Consider the following 18,562-nt stretch of genomic DNA (forward strand, 5'->3'; position numbering starts at 1 on the left):
GCGGTGCGTTGATCATGAGTTGTCATGGAATTCCGGGTGCTGGCGGGCGCCAATGTGGCAAAGGACACCCGTGCGTACGCCCGTTGCCCTTTCGGGGCAGATGGCTGGAATTCTTCGTTCCGCGGGAATCTTCGGGGCCGGCCATTCGTCCTGCTGTACGGGAGCGGATCGGATGAGGCCCTACGCGTCACATTCAGCCCGCGGGGAACGGCGTAAAGGGGCGCAAGGCGGGCACCCACTCGTGAAGCGGAGGTTCCGCGCCCGAGTTGAGGGGCACGCCAGGCGGCGGTGGGGAGTGAAGGTCTGATGGACACGGAAGAGCGCCGTACGGTGTCGTCCGCGGCGCCCGTAGCGTTCGAAATCGCCGAGGAGCCGCGGGAGTTCGAGGCCGGCGGAACTCAGCGGCAGTTGTGGGTCGAGGAGCCGGCGGTACGGCCACGGTTGCCCGATCCGGTCCGTACCGCAGCCGTCCGCGCCATCATCATCACGTCGCTGACGATGATTCAGGCGATGGTGGCCTACCTGTGCACGCTCGCGGGATCCTGGCTGGCCTTCCCGATGGTGCTGAGCAGCGTGGGCAGCACCGTGGTCGCCACCTGGGGCGTGCTGGACGTATGGGTCACCCGCCAGGTGTGGAACCAGCGCCACGGCGTGGTGTCCGTCCCGAGCAGTACGGCGCGCCAACTGCGCCGCGAGCGGCGGAAAGCGCGGCGGGCGGCCCGCAGGTCCGCCCGCATACGGCAACGGGAGGAACAGACCAGGCGCGGTACGGGCCGGCTCTCCCAGGCCTGAGCCTGAAGGCGTTGCGCCGCGGCCCGCTCGCCCCGCGCCCCCGCGCCGGCTCGCGGCTACTCGGCCGACGCCGGCGAGCGCTTGAACATCCGCGTCGCCGTGATCTCGCCGTGCACCGTCTCGCCGTCCGGGTCCTGCTGCGGCAGTCCCGGCCGCAAGTGCTCCTCCACGCTGATGTACTTCAGCCCGGCCCGCAGGTCGGCGTCGTTGCGCAGCCGGATGACCAGTGGGAACTCGGCGAGCGCGGTCGTGTCGAACAGACCGGTCGTGTAGAGCAGCTGCACGCCGAGGGCGTCGGACACCGCCCGCTGGAGCTCCAGCAGGTACGTGGCGTTGGCGCGGCCGATGGGGTTGTCGAGGAAGAGCGTGCCCGCGTGCCGGTGCTTGTCGCGGCCCCGGTCGTTGCTGCGCAGCGCGGCCATCGTGCAGTACAGCGCGATCGCGGCCGTGAGCAGCTGGCCGCCCGAGAAGACATCGCCCATCTGCCCGACCGGCACCCGCTCGGCGCGCAGCACGGCGTCCGGCTTGAGGATCTCGACCGAGATGCCCTTGGGCTGGAGCGCGGCCTGAACACCCCGCAGGAGCAGTGACATTCCGTCCCTGCGCAGGTCGGAGTTCTTCTTTACGGCGGCGCTGGTCGCCTCGTCGATGACCTCGCCGAGCCGCTCGACGAGCGTCGCCTGGTCCGGCTCCTCGAAGCGGATCCGCAGGAATTCCTGACCGGACCACTCTCCGAGGCCTTCCGGCAGCTGGGAGAGCCGCTGGGCCGATCGAAGCGTCGCCAGGGCGGACTCGACGAGGCCACGGAGCCGGTCGACGATGCTGTCGCGATTGCGCTCCAACTGCGCCAGCTCGTCGGTCAGTACGCGCAGCCGGGGCTCGAACGCCGCCGCCCACGCCGCCGCGTGCTCGGGGAGCGAGGCGGCCGGCAGCTCGCGGATCTGCTGGCGCGCGGGGGTGCGTACCTGCTCGTACCGCGTGGAGTTGGCATGCCGTACGAGTACGTCGCTCGCCTCGCGCACCGCGGACTCGGCAGCGGACAGTTCGGCCGCGCACCCGCGCAGCGAGCGGCGGGAGTCGGCCGCCGACTGGCGCGCCTCCTCCAGGCTGCCGGGGTACGGATCGGGCTCTTGCGCGCCCTCGTCCTCCTGGTGGTGGTCCCTGAGCAGGTCTCGCAGCAGCGCCGCCGTCTCGTCGAAGCCACCTGCCGCGTCCTCGGCCGCGCGGTGTGCCCGCAGCAGCTCGGCGTGGGCCGCGCGGGCGGAGTCCAGCGCGTCGGTGCGGGCGGCGAGCTCGGAGGTGGCGGTGCGCAGCAGCGTCTGCGCGTGCTCCGCGTCGGCCGGTACGAATTCCTCGGGCAGTTCGGTGTGCGCTGTGCCGTCCTCGGGGGCGAGGCGCTCGGCCTCGCCGCGGAGCCTGCCGAGCTGCTCGCTCGCGGCGGACGCCCTCGACTCCAGCATCTGTACGAGCGATTCGGCGCGCGCCACCGCGGCCTGGCGGGACGGCCCGTCGGCACCGTCCGTGCCCTCCAGCATCTGGGCGGCCCTGGTACGGACCTTGTTGCTGAGCCGGTTGAGCTCGGTGAGGGCGGCGCTCTCGTCGCTCTCGGCCCTGGCCTGCTCGGCGCGCAGGTCGGCGCCGACGCCGACCTTCTCGTACAGCTGGGACGCGGCGCGGTACGCCTCGCGCAGCGCGGGCAGCGCGACGCGCGGTGCGTCCTCGTCCGCCTCCGGCAACGTCTCCGGCGCGCCGGCGATCTCGGCCCGCTCGGCGCGCAGTGTGCGCGCGGTCCTGTGGGCGTCGTCGGCCGTGCGCTGGGCGGCGCGGCGGTCCTCGTCGGCGGCCTTGGCGCGCTCCAGGAACACCGTGGCCCTGGCCTCCAGCTCTGCGGCTTCCTCGGTCAGTTCGCGCACCTTGACCTGCCAGGCGGCGCGCTCTCGCAGCCGGTGGGCGAGGCCTGCGAGGGCGTCTGCCACACGGCGGGCGCGCTGGGCAGCATCCTGCCGCTCGTCCCTGACTCGGGCCGCTTCGGCCGCGGCCTCATCGGCCTCGGCGCGGACCGTACGGGCCTCGGCGAGCACGGCTTCGGCCGCCTCGGCAGCCTCGCCCGCCGTCCTGGCCGCCTCGGCCAGTTCGGCGAGCATGCCGGGCGGGCAGTCGGCGCGCCAGGAACCGAGGCGGGCGGCGAGCGTACGGTCGCCGGCCAGCCGGGCCGCGAGCCTGCGGATCTCCTCGTCGCGAGCTATGGCCCTGACCCGCAGCGCCTGGCGCTCCTCGTCGGCCGCGTGCTCGTCGTGCATGGCCGGGTTCGGCGGCACAAGGAAGACGTCGGCGCGCTCGGATCCAGCGGCGCCGGGCGCCGGTACGGGTGCCAGGAGTGCGGCGGCGGTGCCGACCGCGACGGCCGAGCGGGGCAGCAGTGCGGCGCCGGCGAGGGCTTCGCGCGCCCTGGTGTGCGCGTCGGGGTCGGTGATGACCACGCCGTCGACCAGCTCGGGCCGGGCGGCGAGCACGCCGGCGTGGTCGGCGGGGGCGACGGCTTGCGCGAGGTAACGCCAGCCCGGCAGGGCCGGGATGCCGTGCTCGCCGAGGAACTCGACGGTGGCCAGGACGTCGGGGCCGGGCGGCAGCAGCCCTCCGTCGCCGAGCGCGCCGAGGATGCGCGAGTCGTCGGCGGCGGCGGTACGCAGCTCGAAGAGCTGCCGTTCGGCGGAGGTGATGCCCTGGTCCAGGAGGACAAGGAGGTCCTCGGCGTTACGGTCCAGCTCCTCGACGGTGAGGGGGCCTTCGGCGCTGCGACGGGGGCTGCGGACGGAGTGCGCGGATGCGGCGGAGCGGCCGAAGGCGTCGGTGCGCGTGGCTGTGCGGGTGGCTGTGCCGTCGGCCGCGTCGTTCTGCTTGGGGATATCGGGGTGGGCGGTGCCCGTGCCCTGTCCCGTACGCACGCCCGTTGCTTCGGCCGCGCTGTCCTGACCGGCCGCATCACGGTCGCCGGCGCCGCTCGCACCGCCGGATTCGTCCATCGGCTGGGCGTCCGACTGGGCGCCGTCGGTCGCGGCCACTGCTCGGCGGGGCTGCGGTACGCCCTTGGAGGCGGGCGGCAAGGGCGACGGCAGGCTGAGCAGTTCCGCCAGGCGGTCCTCCGCTGCCAGCGATTCGGCCGCGCGGCGCTCCGCTTCGTACGCGTGCTCCGCACCCTGCGCGGCGTCCGCCGCGCGTGCGGCCGCCAGCTCCGCGCGGGCCTCGGCGCCGGCGGCCTCCTTCGCCCGGTCGCCCGTCGCACGGGCGGCTTCGCGCGCGGTGTCCCACGCGGCGACCGCCGTTTTCTCCGCGTCGGTCGCGGCCAGCGCCGCCCGCGCCGGGTCGGCGTCCGGGGCCGTGTCGTCGAGCCAGCCGGCGCGTACCGCCTCCGCAGTTTCCTGTTCGACCTCGGAGAGGCGTTGGCGCAGGTGCCCCGCCTCGCTGCGGGCGCGCTGCGCCTGCGTGGCGGCCGTGGTGGCGTCGCGGTGCGCTGCCTCGCCCGCCTCCTGAAGGGCGGCCGAGCGCTCTTCCTCCTCGGCGGCGACCCGCTCGCCGTCCTCGGCCGCCGCGTGCAGGGCCCGTACGAGCTCACCCGCGGCCGTGGCACGGGCGGCCAGTGCCGGGGCGGCGTCCCGCTCGGCCTCGCGGATGGCCACGGCGACGCGCGCGGCGCGGTCGGCGGCGGCGCGGTGGCGCAGTACGACCTCGGCGGCCTGCCAGGCGGCGTGCAGTGTGCGGGCGTCGGCGAGCTCGCGGCGCTGCGCGCCTGCCGCCTTTTCTGCTGCGGTGAGGGCCAGCGAGGCGTGCCGGTAGGCGAGTTCGCTGGCGATCAGGGAGCTGCGGCTGCGGGCCTGCTCGGCCTCGGTGACCGTGTGCGCGGTGGCCGTGACCTGCTGGGCGAACTCGGCGGTGCGGCCGCGCTCCTCGCCGGCTCGCGCCGAGAGCCTGCGGGCGAGCGTACGGGTCCTGCGCTCGGCGGCCGCATGAACGTCGCGGGCTCGCACACGTGTCTCGGCGGCGTCGACGATGCGGCCGAGCAGGTCGACGGAGCCCGCCGTGAAGTCACGCTCGGCGGTGAGCTCTGCCCGGCGGCCGAGCTTGTTGCCGAAGCCGTGGACGAGGTCGGCCAGGCCGTCGGTGTCCCTGGTGTCGGTGACGGCCCGCAGTAGCAGGTCGGTGAAATCCGAGTCCTTCTTGACCGCGAAGAGGCCGGCCGCCTCACCCTCGTCGGCGTTCATCTCTCGCTGATAGCGGAAGAGTTCAGGGTCGAGGCCCAGGTCACCGAGGTGCTCGTTCCAGCGGTCGTGGATCTCTTCCCAGTGGATGTCCAGGTGCGGGTACGCCTTGCCGGCGTCGGTGATCGCGTCGCGGAAGCCCTTCATGGTGCGGCGGCGGCCCTTCGCGCCAGAAACACCCTCGCCGTACGGGCGTACGGCGGTGGACTCGGCGACCGGCAGTGAGTCGAGGCTGAGCCCGGGGCCGGGGCGGAAGGAGTACCAGGCCTCGGCGAACTTCCGCGGATCGGAGGACACCTGCCGCCCGCGCCACTCGCTCACCTTGCCGACGACCACGCATTCGCCGGTGAGCGTGTGCTGCCATTCCAGCGCGACGTGACCGCAGTCGTCGGCGAGCAGGAATTTGCGCAGTACGCCGGAACTCGCGCCGCCGAGCGTATTGCGATGACCCGGCAGCATCACCGAGAAGATCAGCTTGAGCAGGACGGACTTGCCGCCGCCGTTCTCCAGGAAGAGCACGCCTGCGGGCGCGGGCCTGCGCGGCGGGCCGACCGGCTCATCCTCGAAGAACTCCGCCTGGGCGGGGGCAGGGTTGGGCACGGGCTCGCCGACTCCGCGCAGGTCAAGCACGGTGTCGGCGTAGCGCGCACCGGCGGGCCCGATGGAGTAGAGGCGGACCCGGGACAACTCGTACATGGCGGCGGACTCTCGTCGTAAGTCGTGAAGTGAAGCGGCAGGTGTGAGGCAGCTGCTAGGCCGGTCGGCGGGTTGGTCGGCCGGCCGTGGGTCAGGCGTGGAAGGGCAGGCCGGCCTCGGCAGTCAGTTCGAGGTCGTCGTCCTCCGACGGCGGGACGAGCGTGGCGCTGCCATCGGTCACCGGCACCACGCCCAGTTCCAGCAGCTCGGCCATGGCGGCGCTGCCCGCCATGTCGCGGACCTGCAATTGGTAGCGGGCGGTGGTGCGGTACGCCCCTCCCGCGTCGTCACCCGTGCGGTGCAGGAAGCCGGATTCGGTGAGGAAGGCCACGGCCTTGCCGACGATGCCGGTGGTGGAACCGGCCAGCCGCCGCGCGTCCTTGGTGGCGCCGGTCGCGCTGCGGCGTGCGTAGATCCGCCAGGCGGCTTCGAGGCCGGGGGCCTCGGTGGCCGGGTCGGTGTTCTCGCCCTGCTCGTCGGCGCGCTCCTCCAGGCGGCGGCATGCCTGGCGCACGAAGGCGTCGACGCCGTTGACCGTTATGCGGCCGATGTAACCGTCGTCGGCGAGGTCTTCGGGGCGGGGGAAGGCCAGCGCGGCGACGGCGAGGTGCGCGAGGCCGTGCAGGAACCTGTCGGCGGAGTCTGCGGAGGCACGCCGGGCGTAGTCGCCCATGCGTACGGCGAAGACGGAGTCCTCTCCGGCGGAGACCGCCATTCCGGCGCGCGTGGAGACTTCGAGGACGATGAGTCCGAGCCCGGTCGCGACGGCGTCGGCGAGCCGTGCGAAGGCGGGCTCTTCGCGATAGCGGCGAAGGAGGTCGGCGTACTCCATGTCGCGGGCGGGCAGCAGCTTGGGCTGGAGCCCGAAGGACACGAGCCGGGCGGCGTCGGCCGCGTCGGCGGGCGTGACCGCGCCATGCACGGCGGGCGAGGGAGCTGTCGCGGACACCTCGGCGGGCTCGGCGGACTCGGGGCGCTCGGCCGTGGCCGCTGCGGTTGCCTCGTTGACGGCTCGCTCGCTCCACGCGTCGGCGTGCTCTGCGTGGTGGTCGCTCACGGCTGGTGCTCCTCGGTACGGAAGTTCTCGGTTTCAGGTACGGACTCGATGGCGCGCCTCGCGCGTGGAGCGCCCGGAATCCCGGCAAGGGCGGCACGGTCACCACCCGGCGGTTGCGCGTGCGGCGCACGGGAGTGCGGCGGGTGGCCGAGCGGCGGCCGGACGCGTCGCGCATCCAGGGGCACCACGCGGCAACGTCGCCTGTGTCCGTACGCCGAACGACCGCGCGGCGCGTCACCGCCCACGGCGTCACCGCACTGGGCGTCACCACGCAGCGTGCCATCACCACACGGGGTACCGGTCCTGCCTGGGTCGGTGCTGGTGCCGTGTCTCGTGGTCATGCCGCCTCCGTCCGGTCCGCGGCCATCCCGGCGGCGTCCAACAGGGCCATGCCCACTATCAGGTCGGCGCCGCCGAACTCCGGGTCGTCGAGCTCGGTGCCGTCGTCCACCGCGAACAGCAGCCGCTTCTCGCCCTGCCGGTAGGCCGTGCCGACCGGCGGGCTGGCCGCGTGGACCGCGAGCAGCGCGACAAGGTAGGGAAGCTCCGGGTCGCGGCGACGTGCCTCGGCCAGCAGCCCGGACAGCCTGCGCGGCGCGTCGTGCGGCAGGTCGAGCAGCTCCATCGCGCTCGCCAGCTGTCCCTCGCTGAACCGGCTGTCGTCAGGGGTGGCGATCAGGTCGGGCTCCTCCATCTCGGCCCCCAGATGATCCCGCTCCACCGGCGGCGTCAGCAGTATGTCGACCAGGTCCCCGACGCGTACCGACACGGGCGTGCGCAGCCCGGTGCCGCGCGCGAAGAAGGCGTCGGTGACCCGGATCGCCTGCTCGACCGGCAGGGGCAGCAGCGGCGCGACGAGCTGGCCGTACAGGTCGAGTCCCGTCCGCGCCGTGGGCGTGGCGAAGGCCTGGCGGTCCTGCTCCGCACGGAACAGCGGTCCCGCGTCCAGCAGCCGGGACTGGAGCTGCGTGTGCCTGCGGATGCAGTCCTTGACGATGTCGACGAGCTCGGCCGCGCGTCGCTTGTGCTCCGGGTCTTCTGCCTCGTCGCGCGCCTTGCGGATGTTGGTGAGGATCGCGTTCTCGTGCCGGTACCGGTCGGCGACGTGGTCGAGCGCCTCGGCGATCATGTCGGGCACGGAGTTGAGCCAGTCGACGGCGCGCACGTTGCGCCGGGTCGCCTCCAGCGTCCTGCGGAGCGTCTCGGCGTACTGCACGGTCCGGTAGCGGGCCTGCTCGGCGGCGAGCTGGGCGTCGGCGAGCCGTCCCCGGCTGATCAGGACTTCGAGCTTGACCTCGGCGGCGATCTGCGCGCTGGTGACGTCCGTGTCGAGGGCGCCGACGAGGACGTTGACCGCCTCGTCGGTGGTCCGCAGATAGACGCTGCCGCCGTACCCGGGGACCTCCTCGATGAGCTTGAAGTCGTAGTCCCTGCGCACATAAGCACCGTCGGGGCCGAAAGTGCCGTAAACCGCGCGGAAGCCGCGGTCCACGCTTCCAACGTTGATCAGGTTCTCCAGGACCCAGCGGGCGACGCGCTCGTGCTCGGCGAGCGGGCGGCGCGGCGCCTGGGCGGCGACGCGCGGAAGCAGCCTGGCCACTATCTGCTCGTGGTCGGCGCCCGTGTCGAAGTCCATGTTGAGTGTGACGAGGTCGATCGCGGCGAGCGCGACCTCGGCCATCGCGTAGACCGAGTACTCACCCGCGAGATTCGCCTTGCGTACGTCGAGATCGTGCAGCGGCGCCGTGCAGGCGAGCGCGCGGAGCCGCCGCGCGAGCCCCTCGTCGGCGGCCGGGCCCTGTGCGGGCCGCGGCCCCGCGCTGAGCTGGGGCGGAACGAATTCCGTCGATGCAGGCGAAGTCACGAGGCACAGATTAGGTCCTCGCACTGACAACGGTCGAAACGGCGCAGAAGCGACCGCACGCGCCGGACCGGGTCAGCGGGGCCGCCGGCCCCTCATGTCCCCCAGTTCCCGGTCTGGATGTGGCGTGCGTACACCTCGACGAGCTGGGTGCGGGAGTCGTCGAGATAGCCGGCGAGCAACTGTTCGCCGGCCGTATTGCCGCCCGTGCGCAAACATTCCAGAATCTGCCGGTTCCGTACGAGATAAGGCTCGTGCAGCCGACGCGGATCGGCCACCACGTGGAAGGCGAGGCGCAGTTCGGCCAGGACGCTGCGCATCAGCTCGTCGGTGCGCGGGCTGGCGGCGAGGGCGACGAGTTCGCGGTGGAAGTGGATGTTGGCGGTCGATACACCCTTCCAATCCCGTTGAGCCGCGGCCCGCTCGCCGTTGCCGACGGCCTTGTCGAGACCGTCGAGGGGGAAGGGCGGCGCGCCGAGTCCTCGGACGACGGCGCATTCGATCAGTCGCCTGATGCGGTAAATGTCCTCTACGTCCTCTACGGCGAGGACACGGACGAAGACTCCGCGGTTGAGCTGGTGAACGAGCAGCCGCTCGTGGGTCAGCAGCCGGAACGCCTCGCGCAGCGTGTTGCGCGAGACGCCGAGCGCCTTGCCGATGCTGTCCTCCGAAAGGCGCTCCCCCGGCGGGAAGTAGCCCTCGGCGACGCGGGTGCGGAGGATGTCCGCGACTCGCTCCGCCGTGCTGGTGCGGCCGAGCAGCGGGCGGTCGTCGGCCAGCCCGCCGGCCTCGGACTCAGTCGTCCTCACAGCGCCTCTCTCCTTCAGTTCCCCGCGCCGGCCGCCATCGCCGGGCGCGCGGTGTCCATCGTAGAAGCAAGAACGACCCGACATGACTCTTGTCGGATCGTTCAACAATCCCCTACCTTGGCGTCACCGCACGGTGTCCAGCGCACTCCTCCTCCCTCCTCCCTGCTGCGAGGTGCAGATGAGTACCACCCAGGCACAGCCGAAGCAGAACGAACTCCCTGACGAAAGCGGTGCGTTCGCCTGGCTGCGCGCCCTCGGGCCGCGCGGCCGCCGCGCCTTCGGCGGAGCGTTCGGCGGATACGCCCTCGACTCCTACGACTTCTTCACGCTGCCGCTGAGCATGGTCGCGATCTCCGCCTACTTCAGTCTCAGCACCGGGCAGACCGGCCTCCTCACGACCGTCACCCTGGTCGTCTCCGCGATCGGCGGGGCCATCGCGGGCATCGCAGCCGACCGCATAGGCCGGGTGAAGGCGCTGATGATCACGGTGATCACGTACGCGCTGTTCACCGTCCTGTGCGGGTTCGCACCCAACTACGAGACGCTGCTTGTCTTCCGCGCACTCCAGGGGCTCGGCTTCGGCGGCGAGTGGGCCGTCGGCGCGATCCTGGTCGCCGAGTACTCCTCGGCCAAGCACCGCGGCCGTACGCTCGGGGCCATCCAGAGTTCCTGGGCGATCGGCTGGGCGCTCGCGGTCATCGTCTACACGGTGGTCTTCCAGTTCCTGGACCCGGATACGGCCTGGCGCGTGATGTTCTGGACCGGCGCTCTTCCGGCGCTCCTGGTGATCTGGGTACGCCGCAACGTCAGCGACGCACCGGAAGCGACGCAGCGGCGTCTCGCGAGCAGCAACAAGGGCTCCTTCACGGCCATCTTCAAGAAGGACCTGCTGCGCACCACGCTCTTCGGTGTGCTGCTCTCCACCGGTGTGCAGGGCGGCTATTACACGCTCGCCACCTGGGTGCCCACCTACCTCAAGACGGAGCGTGGCCTTACCGTCGTCGGCACGGGCGGCTATCTGACGTTCCTCATCTCGGGTGCCTTCATCGGCTACCTCACGGGCGGCTATCTCACCGACAAACTGGGCCGCAAGAAGAACATCGCGCTCTTCGCGTTCCTTTCGGCCGCCTGCATCGCCGCCTACACCAACATCCCCTCCGGGGCGAACAATGTGGTGCTCGTCCTGGGCTTCCCACTGGGGTTCTGCATGTCGGCCATTTTCAGCGGCTTCGGTTCGTTCCTCAGTGAGCTCTATCCGACGGCGGTTCGCGGGACCGGTCAGGGGTTCACGTACAACACGGGCCGTGCCGTGGGCGCGTTCTTCCCGACGCTCGTCGGCTTCCTGGCGGGCAGCTGGGGGGTGGGCGGCGCGCTGATCTTCGGTGCGGTCGGTTACGGGCTCGCCGTACTGGCGCTGTTCGGGCTTCCCGAGACGCGCGGAAGGGAGCTCCAGTGAACGTCACGACGAAGGACAGGGGAACGACGGGCAAGAGCTCCCGGGAAGCTCGCGAGCTGTTCCGTGCGGGGACCAGGTCGACCACCGCCGGCTGGGCGCCCGGACACGCGCAGGCGAACCTCCTGTCGGTGCCTGTGGACTGGGCGTACGAAGTGCTGCTCTTCTGCCAGCGCAATCCGAAGCCCTGCCCGGTCCTGGACGTGACCGACGCCGGGTCCTGGAGCACGCTGCTGGCACCCGGCGCCGATCTGCGTACCGACCTGCCCGGCTACCGGGTCTGGCAGCACGGTGAACTCGTCGACGAGCCCACGGAGGTGACCGGCCACTGGCGCGGCGATCTGGTGTCCTTCCTCATCGGGTGCAGCTTCACCTTCGAGGCGGCCCTGTCGGAAGCCGGTGTGCCGATGCGCCACATCGAACAGGGGCGCAACGTCTCGATGTACACGACGCGCCGCCCGTGCCGTCCGGCGGGACGGCTGCACGGCCCGATGGTGGTGTCGATGCGCCCTGTTCCCCCGGACCTGCTCTCCGCGGCGATCCGGGAGAGCGCCCTGCTGCCCGATGTACACGGCAGTCCGGTGCACTGCGGTGAGCCGGCCGGCCTCGGCATCGCGGACCTCGGGCGGCCGGACTTCGGCGATCCGGTGGAGGCGGAGCCGGGCGACGTTCCGGTGTTCTGGGCCTGCGGGGTGACACTGCAGGCTGCGGTAATGGCCTCACGGCCGCCCTTCGCGATCACCCACGCACCGGGCCAGATGTTCATCACCGATGCCCGCGACGAACAGTTCCGCGTGGCCTGACAGGAGACGGATCCGTACATGACCTCGGTTTCGATCGATCTCAACGCCGACCTCGGGGAGGGGTTCGGGCGCTGGCAACTGACCGACGACGAACAGCTGCTGTCCGTCGTCACCAGCGCCAACGTCGCCTGCGGCTTCCATGCCGGTGACGCGGCGACCATGCGCCGCGTCTGCGACCTCGCGGCCGAGCGCGGGGTCCGGATCGGTGCCCAGGTGTCGTACCGCGATCTGGCCGGCTTCGGGCGGCGCTCGATGGACGTCCCTTCGGACGAACTCGCCGCCGAAGTCGCCTACCAGATAGGCGCGCTGGAGGTGTTCGCGCGCGCGGCCGGTTCGCACGTCTCGTACGTCAAACCGCACGGCGCGCTCTACAACCGTGTGGTGCACGACGAGGAACAGGCCACCGCTGTCGTCGACGGTGTACTGCTCGCCGGCGGCGAACGGCCGGTCCTCGGACTACCCGGATCGCGCTTCCTGAACGTCGCCGCAAAGGCGGGGCTGCCGGTCGTCACCGAGGCGTTCGCTGATCGCGCGTACACGCCGGAAGGAACGCTCGTTCCGCGCGGACAGGAGAACGCCGTCGTCACGGACCCGGGAACGGTCGTTGAACGCTCCCTCTCCATGGCCCGGTTCGGCGTGGTCACTTCTCACTGCGGCCGCCCGGTGGGCGTGCGTGCCCGCTCGCTGTGCCTGCACGGGGACACCCCGGGCGCCGTCGGCCTGGCTCGGGGCGTACGGGAACGTCTGGAGGCCGCAGGCGTCCGGGTGGAGGCCTTCGTATGAGCACCATGCGGGCACTGCCGGTCGGTGACCACGCCCTCCTGGTGGAACTCGGCAGCAGCGAGGAGGTGGAAGCCCTCCACGCGGAACTGCTGCGGCGCCGGGCGGCGGGCACGCTCCCCGCCGTGCGCGAGATCGTGCCCGCGGCGCGCACCGTGCTGCTCGACGGCCTCGACGATCCCGGGCGCTTCGCGGAGCGCCTGACCGGCTGGGAGATCCCACCGCTGTCGCCCGGTGTCCGGGGCGCGATCGAAATCCCGGTGCGTTACGACGGTCCCGATCTCGCGGCGGTGGCCGGGCTGTGGGGCGTACCGCACGACGAGGTGGGCCGGATCCACTCGGCGACCGAGTTCCGGGTGGCGTTTTGCGGTTTCGCTCCCGGGTTCGGCTATCTGACCGGTCTCCCGGAGCGGTACACCGTGCCGCGCAGGGACACCCCGCGCACAGCGGTGCCGGCGGGCGCCGTCGCACTGGCCGGCGCGTACACCGGGGTGTACCCGCGCTCGTCCCCCGGTGGCTGGCAGCTCATCGGCTCCACGCGGGCCGTGTTGTGGGACCACGCGCGCGTGCCCGCCGCTCTGCTCACGCCGGGCGCGCGGGTGCGCTTCGTACCGGAGGAGCTGTGACGGACCGGGCTTTCGCGGTGGTACGGGCGGGTGCGCTGACGTCCGTACAGGACCAGGGGCGGGCCGGTCATGCTCACCTGGGGGTTCCGCGCTCGGGCGCGCTGGACAGGCCCGCGAGCGATCTCGCGAACCGGCTGGTGGGCAATCATCTGGAGGCGGCCGTCCTGGAGACGACTCTGAACGGCTCTGCGGTACGGCCGCGTTGTGCGGTCACCGTGGCGGTCACCGGTGCGCCGTGCCGGGTCACCGTGGACGGCCGCCCCGCCGCCTGGGGTGCGCCGGTACGCGTGGCGGCGGGAGCGGTGCTGGAGGTGGGGCATGCGGAGGGCGGCGTACGGAGCTATGTCGCGTTCGCCGGAGGGATCGCCTGCGAACCCGTGCTGGGCAGCCGCTCCACCGACCTGCTCTCCGGACTGGGCCCCGCCCCCCTGACCGACGGTGCGGTGCTGCCGCTGGGCGGAGAGTCGGCGCCACCCGTGTACGCCGATGCCGTGCCCTGCCAGGGGCCCCCGCGTGAACTGGTGCTGCGGTTCGGTCCCGGGCCGCGTACGGACTGGTTCACCGAACGGTCGCTGCACACCCTGGCCACGGCGCTCTACCGGGTCTCCTCCGCGAGCAACCGCATCGGGCTGCGCACGGAAGGCCCCCCTCTGGAGCGCGCCGTACACGGGGAACTGCCCAGCGAGGGCATGGTCCTCGGCGCGGTGCAGGTCCCGCCGGACGGGCACCCTGTGGTCTTCCTGGCCGACCACCCCACCACGGGCGGATATCCGGTGATCGCGGTCGTCAGGGAGCGGGATCTCGCCGCGGCGGCGCAGGCGGCGCCCGGTACGCCGATCCGTTTCGTCCCCGCGGGAAGGCGCTGAGAGCCCTAGAACCCCTCAGGAGCCGCCTGGGGCGCCGTATCCGCCTCCGCCGGGCGTCCGGATCACCAGGACGTCCCCCGGCCCGACTTCGGCCGTGTCGCAGCCCTCCAGCGGCATGAGCGTGCCGTCGGCCCGCTCGACAAGGTTGCTGCCGGTCGCTCCGGGCCCGCCGCCCGCCATGCCGTACGGCGGGACGCGGCGGTGGCCGGAGAGCAGCGCCACCGTCATCGGTTCCAGGAACCGGATCCTGCGCACCACCCCGCAGCCGCCCCGCCACCGGCCGTCTCCCCCACTGCCCTCCCGTACGGAGAAGCCGTCCAGGCGCACCGGGTAACGCCACTCCAGCACTTCGGGGTCGGTGAGGCGCGAGTTCGTCATATGGGTCTGCACGGCGTCGGCCCCGTCGAAGCCGTCGCCCGCCCCCGAGCCGCTCGCCACGGTCTCGTAGTACTGCACGCGGTCGTTGCCGAAGGTCACGTTGTTCATGGTTCCCGAGCCCTCGGCCTGGACGCCGAGCGCGGCGTACAGAGCACCGGTCACCGCCTGAGAGGTTTCGACGTTGCCCGCCACGGTCGCCGCCGGATAGGCGGGCGCGAGCATGGAGCCCTCAGGGACCCGCACCTCCAGCGGTTTCAGGCAGCCGCTGTTGAGAGGGATGTCGTCGGCGACGAGTGTCCTGAAGACATACAGAACCGCCGCCATGACCACCGACTTGGGGGCGTTGAAGTTCCCCTCCTGCTGAGGCGCCGTGCCGGTGAAGTCCAGGACCGCGCTGCGTGCCTCCCGGTTCACCCGCAGGGCGACCTGGATGACGGCTCCGCTGTCCGTCTCGTAGCGGTACTCGCCGTCCCGCAGCCCGGCGACGATACGGCGCACGGATTCCTCTGCGTTGTTCTGTACGTGCCGCATGTATGCCTGGACCACATCGAGTCCGAACTGCTCGACCATGCGCCGCAGTTCGGCGATGCCCTTCTCGTTGGCGGCGATCTGCGCGCGCAGGTCGGCCAGGTTGGTGTCAGGGTCGCGCGAGGGATACGCGGCGGTGGTCAGCAGTTCGCGCGTCTCGTCCTCGCGCAGCCTGCCGTCCCTCACGAGAAGCCAGTTGTCGAAAAGGACGCCCTCTTCGTGCACGGTACGGCTGAAGGCGGGCATGGAACCGGGGGTGATGCCGCCGATCTCGGCATGGTGTCCGCGCGAGGCCACCAGGAAGCGCAACGGCCCGCCGTCGGCATCGAATACGGGAGTCACCACGGTGACGTCGGGCAGGTGTGTGCCGCCGTGGTACGGGTCGTTGATGGCGTACACGTCCCCGGGTCGCATGGTCCCCTCATTACGCCGCAGCACCTCCTTGATGGACTCCCCCATCGAACCGAGGTGTACGGGGATGTGCGGGGCGTTCGCGATGAGATTGCCGTCCGCGTCGAAGAGCGCGCAGGAGAAGTCCAGGCGCTCCTTGATGTTGACGGAGTGGGCGGTGTTTTCGAGGCGTACTCCCATCTGCTCGGCAATGGCCATGAAGAGGTTGTTGAACACTTCCAGCATGACGGGGTCCACGTCCGTACCGACCGCCGTTCTGCCAGGACGCGGGCGCAAGCGCGTGAGCAGCAGGTGTCCCTGTTCTCCGGCGGCCGCCTGCCAACCGGGGTCGACGACCGTGGTGGCGTCGTCCTCCGCGATGACGGCGGGTCCTTCGACGGTGTCCGTGGGCCGCAGGTCGTCGCGCCGGTACAGCGGGGTGTCCTGCCGGCGACCCTCGGTGAACATCCGTACCGTCGAACGGGGCCTCAACGTTCCCGTGTGCGTGCGCCCTTGCGTGACGTTCCCGGGAACGCTCGGTCCCCCCACGCCCACGGCCTCGACCGAGACGGCTTCCACAACCAGCGGCTTGTCCATGATGAAGGCGTACCGCGCGCGGTGGTCCGCTTCGAAGGACGCGGTCATGTCCTGGACGCTGCCCAGGACCACCGGGAGGCTCGCGTCCGTACCGGAGTACCGGATCAGCACGCGCGCGTGGGTGCTGATCGCCGTGTCCGCGATGCCGTCGGCGCGCAGTTCCTCGCGCGTACGTCCGGCCAGTCGGTCGCACAGTTCCCGTACGCGCCCGAGCGTCCCCTCGTCGAGCCGCGCCTCGACCGACTGCTCGCGCATGGCGGTCGCGTCGGCCAGCCCGATGCCGTACGCGGAGAGCACCCCGGCCAGCGGAGGCACGATGACCGTGTTGACGCCCAGCGCGTCGGCCACGGCGCACGCGTGCTGTCCTCCCGCGCCGCCGAAGCTGGTGAGGGCGTAACGAGTGATGTCGTGACCACGCTGTACGGAGATCTTCTTGACGGCGTTCGCCATGTTGAGCACGGCGATGTCGAGGAAGCCCGACGCGACCTCCTCGGGGCTGCGCCGTACACCGGTCGCTTCCGCGACGTCGTCGGCGAGCCGCGCGAACCTGCGGTGCACTGTCCCGGCGTCCAGGGGCTGGTCGCCGTGCGGTCCGAAGACGGCGGGGAAGTGGTCCGGCTGGACGCGCCCGAGCATGACATTGGCGTCGGTGACCGTGAGGGGGCCGCCGCGCCGGTAGCAGGCGGGCCCCGGGACGGCGCCCGCCGAGTCGGGCCCGACCCGGTAGCGCTGGCCGTCGAAGTGCAGCACGGAGCCGCCGCCCGCCGCGACGGTGTGGATGTTCATCATCGGAGCGCGCATGCGTACGCCCGCGACCTGCGTGCCGAAGTCCCTTTCGAACGTGCCGGCGTAGTGGGACACATCGGTGGACGTGCCGCCCATGTCGAAACCGATGACGCGCTCGAACCCGGCCTGTTCCGATGTACGGGCCATTCCTACGACGCCACCCGCGGGGCCCGAAAGCACGGCGTCCTTTCCGCGGAAGTGTGCGGCCTCGCGCAGTCCGCCGTTGGACTGCATGAACATCAGGCGCACGCCTCGCAGCTCCTTGGCGACCTCGTCGACGTACCGGCGGAGGATCGGCGAGAGGTACGCGTCCACGACGGTCGTGTCACCGCGCGGCACCAGCTTGATCAGCGGGCTGACCTCATGCGAACAGCTCACCTGGGTGAACCCGAGTTCACGCGCCACGCCGGCGACGGCGGACTCGTGCGCGGGATGACGGTAGCCGTGCATCAGCACGACGGCGGCGCTGCGGAAACCGTCGCTCCGCGCGGAGCGCAGTTTCTCGGTGACGGCCGCGAGGTCCAGCGGCCGTACGGTCGCTCCGTGCGCGTCGATCCGTTCCGGGACCTCCACGACGCGCTCGTACACCGCCTCGGGCAGCACGATGTGGCGGTCGAAGAGGCGGGGGCGGTTCTGGTAGGCGATGCGCAGGGCGTCTCTGAAGCCCTCGGTGATGACCAGTACGGTCGGCTCCCCTCGCCGCTCCAGGAGCGCGTTGGTGGCGACCGTCGTGCCCATCTTCACGGTGTTGATCCGGTCGGCCGGGACCGGCTCGTCGGGTCCGAGCTCCAGCATCAGCCGGATGCCGGCGACGGCCGCGTCCCGGTAGCGCTCCGGGTTGTGCGAGAGCAGTTTGCGGGTGACGAGCCGCCCGTCGGGCCGTCGGCCCACTACGTCGGTGAAGGTGCCGCCACGGTCGATCCAGAATTCCCAGCGCCCGCTCATTCCCCCATTCTGGCAACCGGCGGCGGCGATACGGCGGCGAGCGCGGCCGAGAGCGCCTGCGAGGCGCGCAGATCGAGCCGCGCGCTGGTGCCGCGTGCCGCGTGCCGTACCTCCGCGGCCGCCAGGCCCAGGAGTTGCGGCAGCAGGTCGGTGGAGCGGCGCGCCAGCCACCCGGTGCCTGCCGTCAGGAGCCACAGGAGAGCGGCCGCGCGGGTGGGCGGGGGCTGCTGGGGTTCGTCCGCCGGCGGCGCGCCGGTCGCGAGCCCTTCGGCGGCGAGCAGTGTGTGAAAGCGGCCGGCGATCAGTCGGTGCCCGCGCTCGCCCGGGTGCAGCCGGTCCGCGCTCCACAGGGCTCGGTCGGCCACCCAGGTGGCCTCGGCGACGTGCAGGTGTACGGCGCCGTAGCGCGCGGACAGGGCGTGGACGACGGCGTTGACGGCGCGCTGTCTGCGCGCCAGTGGGCGGGCCAGCGGGGCCGGCAGGCCGAGCATGGTCCCGGGGTCCGGCAGACAGGCCGTCAGCAGTACGGCGCCGCCTGCGGTCAGGGCCGCACAGACGGCGTCGAGCTGGACCGTGAGGTCATGGATGTCGAAGGTGCGGCGAAGGGTGTCGTTGACGCCGACGACCACCGACGCGATGTCGGGGGCGAAGGCGAGGGCGCGGGGTGCCTGGTGTTCGGCTACGTCGCGGGCGAGGGCGCCGCTCGCGGCGTAGTTCTGGAACTCTGCGGGCTGGTCGCCTGCGGTGAGGCCGTCGGCCAGTAGGGCGGCCCAGCCGCGCCATCCGCCGGCGATGGGGTCGCCGACGCCCTCGGTGAGTGAGTCCCCCAGGGCCGCGAACCGCATAGCGCGCTCGGTGCCGGGGGCGGGCCGGGGCCGGCGAGTCTTTTGCCCAACCCGCCCCTTCCCGTAACTGGGGCTCCGCCCCGGACCCCGGTCC

Annotated in this window: 12 protein-coding genes; 6 read left to right on the forward strand and 6 right to left on the reverse strand. The window is 71.9% G+C overall.

What is annotated here, in order from left to right; genetic code table 11:
• Window positions 1-306: 306 nt before the first annotated feature.
• On the forward strand, window positions 307-792 hold the full coding sequence (locus tag J7E89_RS09065) for a hypothetical protein (protein WP_214970812.1): 486 nt from the start codon (window positions 307-309) through the stop codon (window positions 790-792).
• 56 nt (window positions 793-848) lie between these two features.
• On the opposite strand, the gene J7E89_RS09070 is transcribed toward J7E89_RS09065, so the two are convergent.
• The 4 genes from J7E89_RS09070 to J7E89_RS09085 all read right to left on the reverse strand — a co-directional run bounded on the left by J7E89_RS09070 (window position 849) and on the right by J7E89_RS09085 (window position 9,471).
• Window positions 849-5,744 carry a hypothetical protein gene (locus tag J7E89_RS09070; protein WP_214970815.1) on the reverse strand — a complete coding sequence of 1,632 codons (4,896 nt, stop codon included), beginning with the start codon at window positions 5,742-5,744 and terminating at the stop codon, window positions 849-851.
• Window positions 5,745-5,835: 91 nt separating this feature from the next.
• Window positions 5,836-6,801 (reverse strand): hypothetical protein, encoded by a 966-nt coding sequence (locus J7E89_RS09075; protein WP_214970818.1) that lies wholly within the window; start codon window positions 6,799-6,801, stop codon window positions 5,836-5,838.
• A 337-nt stretch (window positions 6,802-7,138) separates the two neighbouring features.
• Complete coding sequence (locus J7E89_RS09080) at window positions 7,139-8,665, reverse strand: hypothetical protein (protein ID WP_214970821.1); 1,527 nt, start codon at window positions 8,663-8,665, stop codon at window positions 7,139-7,141.
• Window positions 8,666-8,757: 92 nt separating this feature from the next.
• A complete protein-coding gene (locus tag J7E89_RS09085; RefSeq protein ID WP_308315404.1) occupies window positions 8,758-9,471 on the reverse strand; it encodes a GntR family transcriptional regulator in 714 nt (237 codons plus the stop codon).
• Between the two features lie 178 nt (window positions 9,472-9,649).
• Here J7E89_RS09085 and J7E89_RS09090 point away from each other — a divergent pair, with 178 nt between their 5' ends.
• From J7E89_RS09090 to J7E89_RS09110, 5 genes are read left to right on the forward strand one after another with little or no spacing between them, the layout of a single operon-like run.
• Window positions 9,650-10,927, forward strand: coding sequence for an MFS transporter (locus J7E89_RS09090; RefSeq protein WP_214970825.1), 1,278 nt, complete (start codon window positions 9,650-9,652; stop codon window positions 10,925-10,927).
• Window positions 10,924-11,727: a putative hydro-lyase gene (locus tag J7E89_RS09095; protein WP_214970828.1), complete on the forward strand. Its 804-nt coding sequence runs from the start codon at window positions 10,924-10,926 to the stop codon at window positions 11,725-11,727. The genes J7E89_RS09090 and J7E89_RS09095 overlap by 4 nt, the downstream gene beginning before the upstream one ends.
• An 18-nt stretch (window positions 11,728-11,745) precedes the next feature.
• Window positions 11,746-12,510, forward strand: a complete 765-nt coding sequence (locus tag J7E89_RS09100; protein ID WP_214970831.1) for a LamB/YcsF family protein — start codon at window positions 11,746-11,748, stop codon at window positions 12,508-12,510.
• 5 nt (window positions 12,511-12,515) lie between these two features.
• A complete protein-coding gene (locus J7E89_RS09105; protein WP_214970926.1) occupies window positions 12,516-13,133 on the forward strand; it encodes an allophanate hydrolase subunit 1 in 618 nt (205 codons plus the stop codon).
• Complete coding sequence (locus J7E89_RS09110) at window positions 13,130-13,999, forward strand: biotin-dependent carboxyltransferase family protein (RefSeq protein ID WP_214970834.1); 870 nt, start codon at window positions 13,130-13,132, stop codon at window positions 13,997-13,999. Before J7E89_RS09105 ends, J7E89_RS09110 begins: the two co-directional genes overlap by 4 nt.
• Before the next feature lie 15 nt (window positions 14,000-14,014).
• Here J7E89_RS09110 and J7E89_RS09115 read toward each other — a convergent pair whose 3' ends face one another.
• Both J7E89_RS09115 and J7E89_RS09120 read right to left on the reverse strand, forming a co-directional pair.
• Window positions 14,015-17,623, reverse strand: coding sequence for a hydantoinase B/oxoprolinase family protein (locus J7E89_RS09115; RefSeq protein WP_214970836.1), 3,609 nt, complete (start codon window positions 17,621-17,623; stop codon window positions 14,015-14,017).
• Entirely contained in the window at window positions 17,620-18,468 is an 849-nt protein-coding gene (locus tag J7E89_RS09120) for an SGNH/GDSL hydrolase family protein (RefSeq protein WP_214970839.1), read from the reverse strand. Before J7E89_RS09120 ends, J7E89_RS09115 begins: the two co-directional genes overlap by 4 nt.
• Between the last annotated feature and the right edge of the window lie 94 nt (window positions 18,469-18,562).

Source organism: Streptomyces sp. ISL-100 (genome assembly GCF_018614615.1).
Classification (GTDB): Bacteria; Actinomycetota; Actinomycetes; order Streptomycetales; family Streptomycetaceae; genus Streptomyces.

Excerpts from the sequence above, each read along its gene's own strand:
- J7E89_RS09065 (WP_214970812.1), top strand. The coding sequence starts at position 307 with ATGGACACGGAAGAGCGCCGTACGGTGTCGTCCGCGGCGCCCGTAGCG.
- J7E89_RS09070 (WP_214970815.1), bottom strand. The coding sequence starts at position 5,744 with ATGTACGAGTTGTCCCGGGTCCGCCTCTACTCCATCGGGCCCGCCGGT.
- J7E89_RS09090 (WP_214970825.1), top strand. The coding sequence starts at position 9,650 with ATGAGTACCACCCAGGCACAGCCGAAGCAGAACGAACTCCCTGACGAA.
- J7E89_RS09100 (WP_214970831.1), top strand. The coding sequence starts at position 11,746 with ATGACCTCGGTTTCGATCGATCTCAACGCCGACCTCGGGGAGGGGTTC.
- J7E89_RS09105 (WP_214970926.1), top strand. The coding sequence starts at position 12,516 with ATGCGGGCACTGCCGGTCGGTGACCACGCCCTCCTGGTGGAACTCGGC.
- J7E89_RS09115 (WP_214970836.1), bottom strand. The coding sequence starts at position 17,623 with ATGAGCGGGCGCTGGGAATTCTGGATCGACCGTGGCGGCACCTTCACC.
- J7E89_RS09120 (WP_214970839.1), bottom strand. The coding sequence starts at position 18,468 with ATGCGGTTCGCGGCCCTGGGGGACTCACTCACCGAGGGCGTCGGCGAC.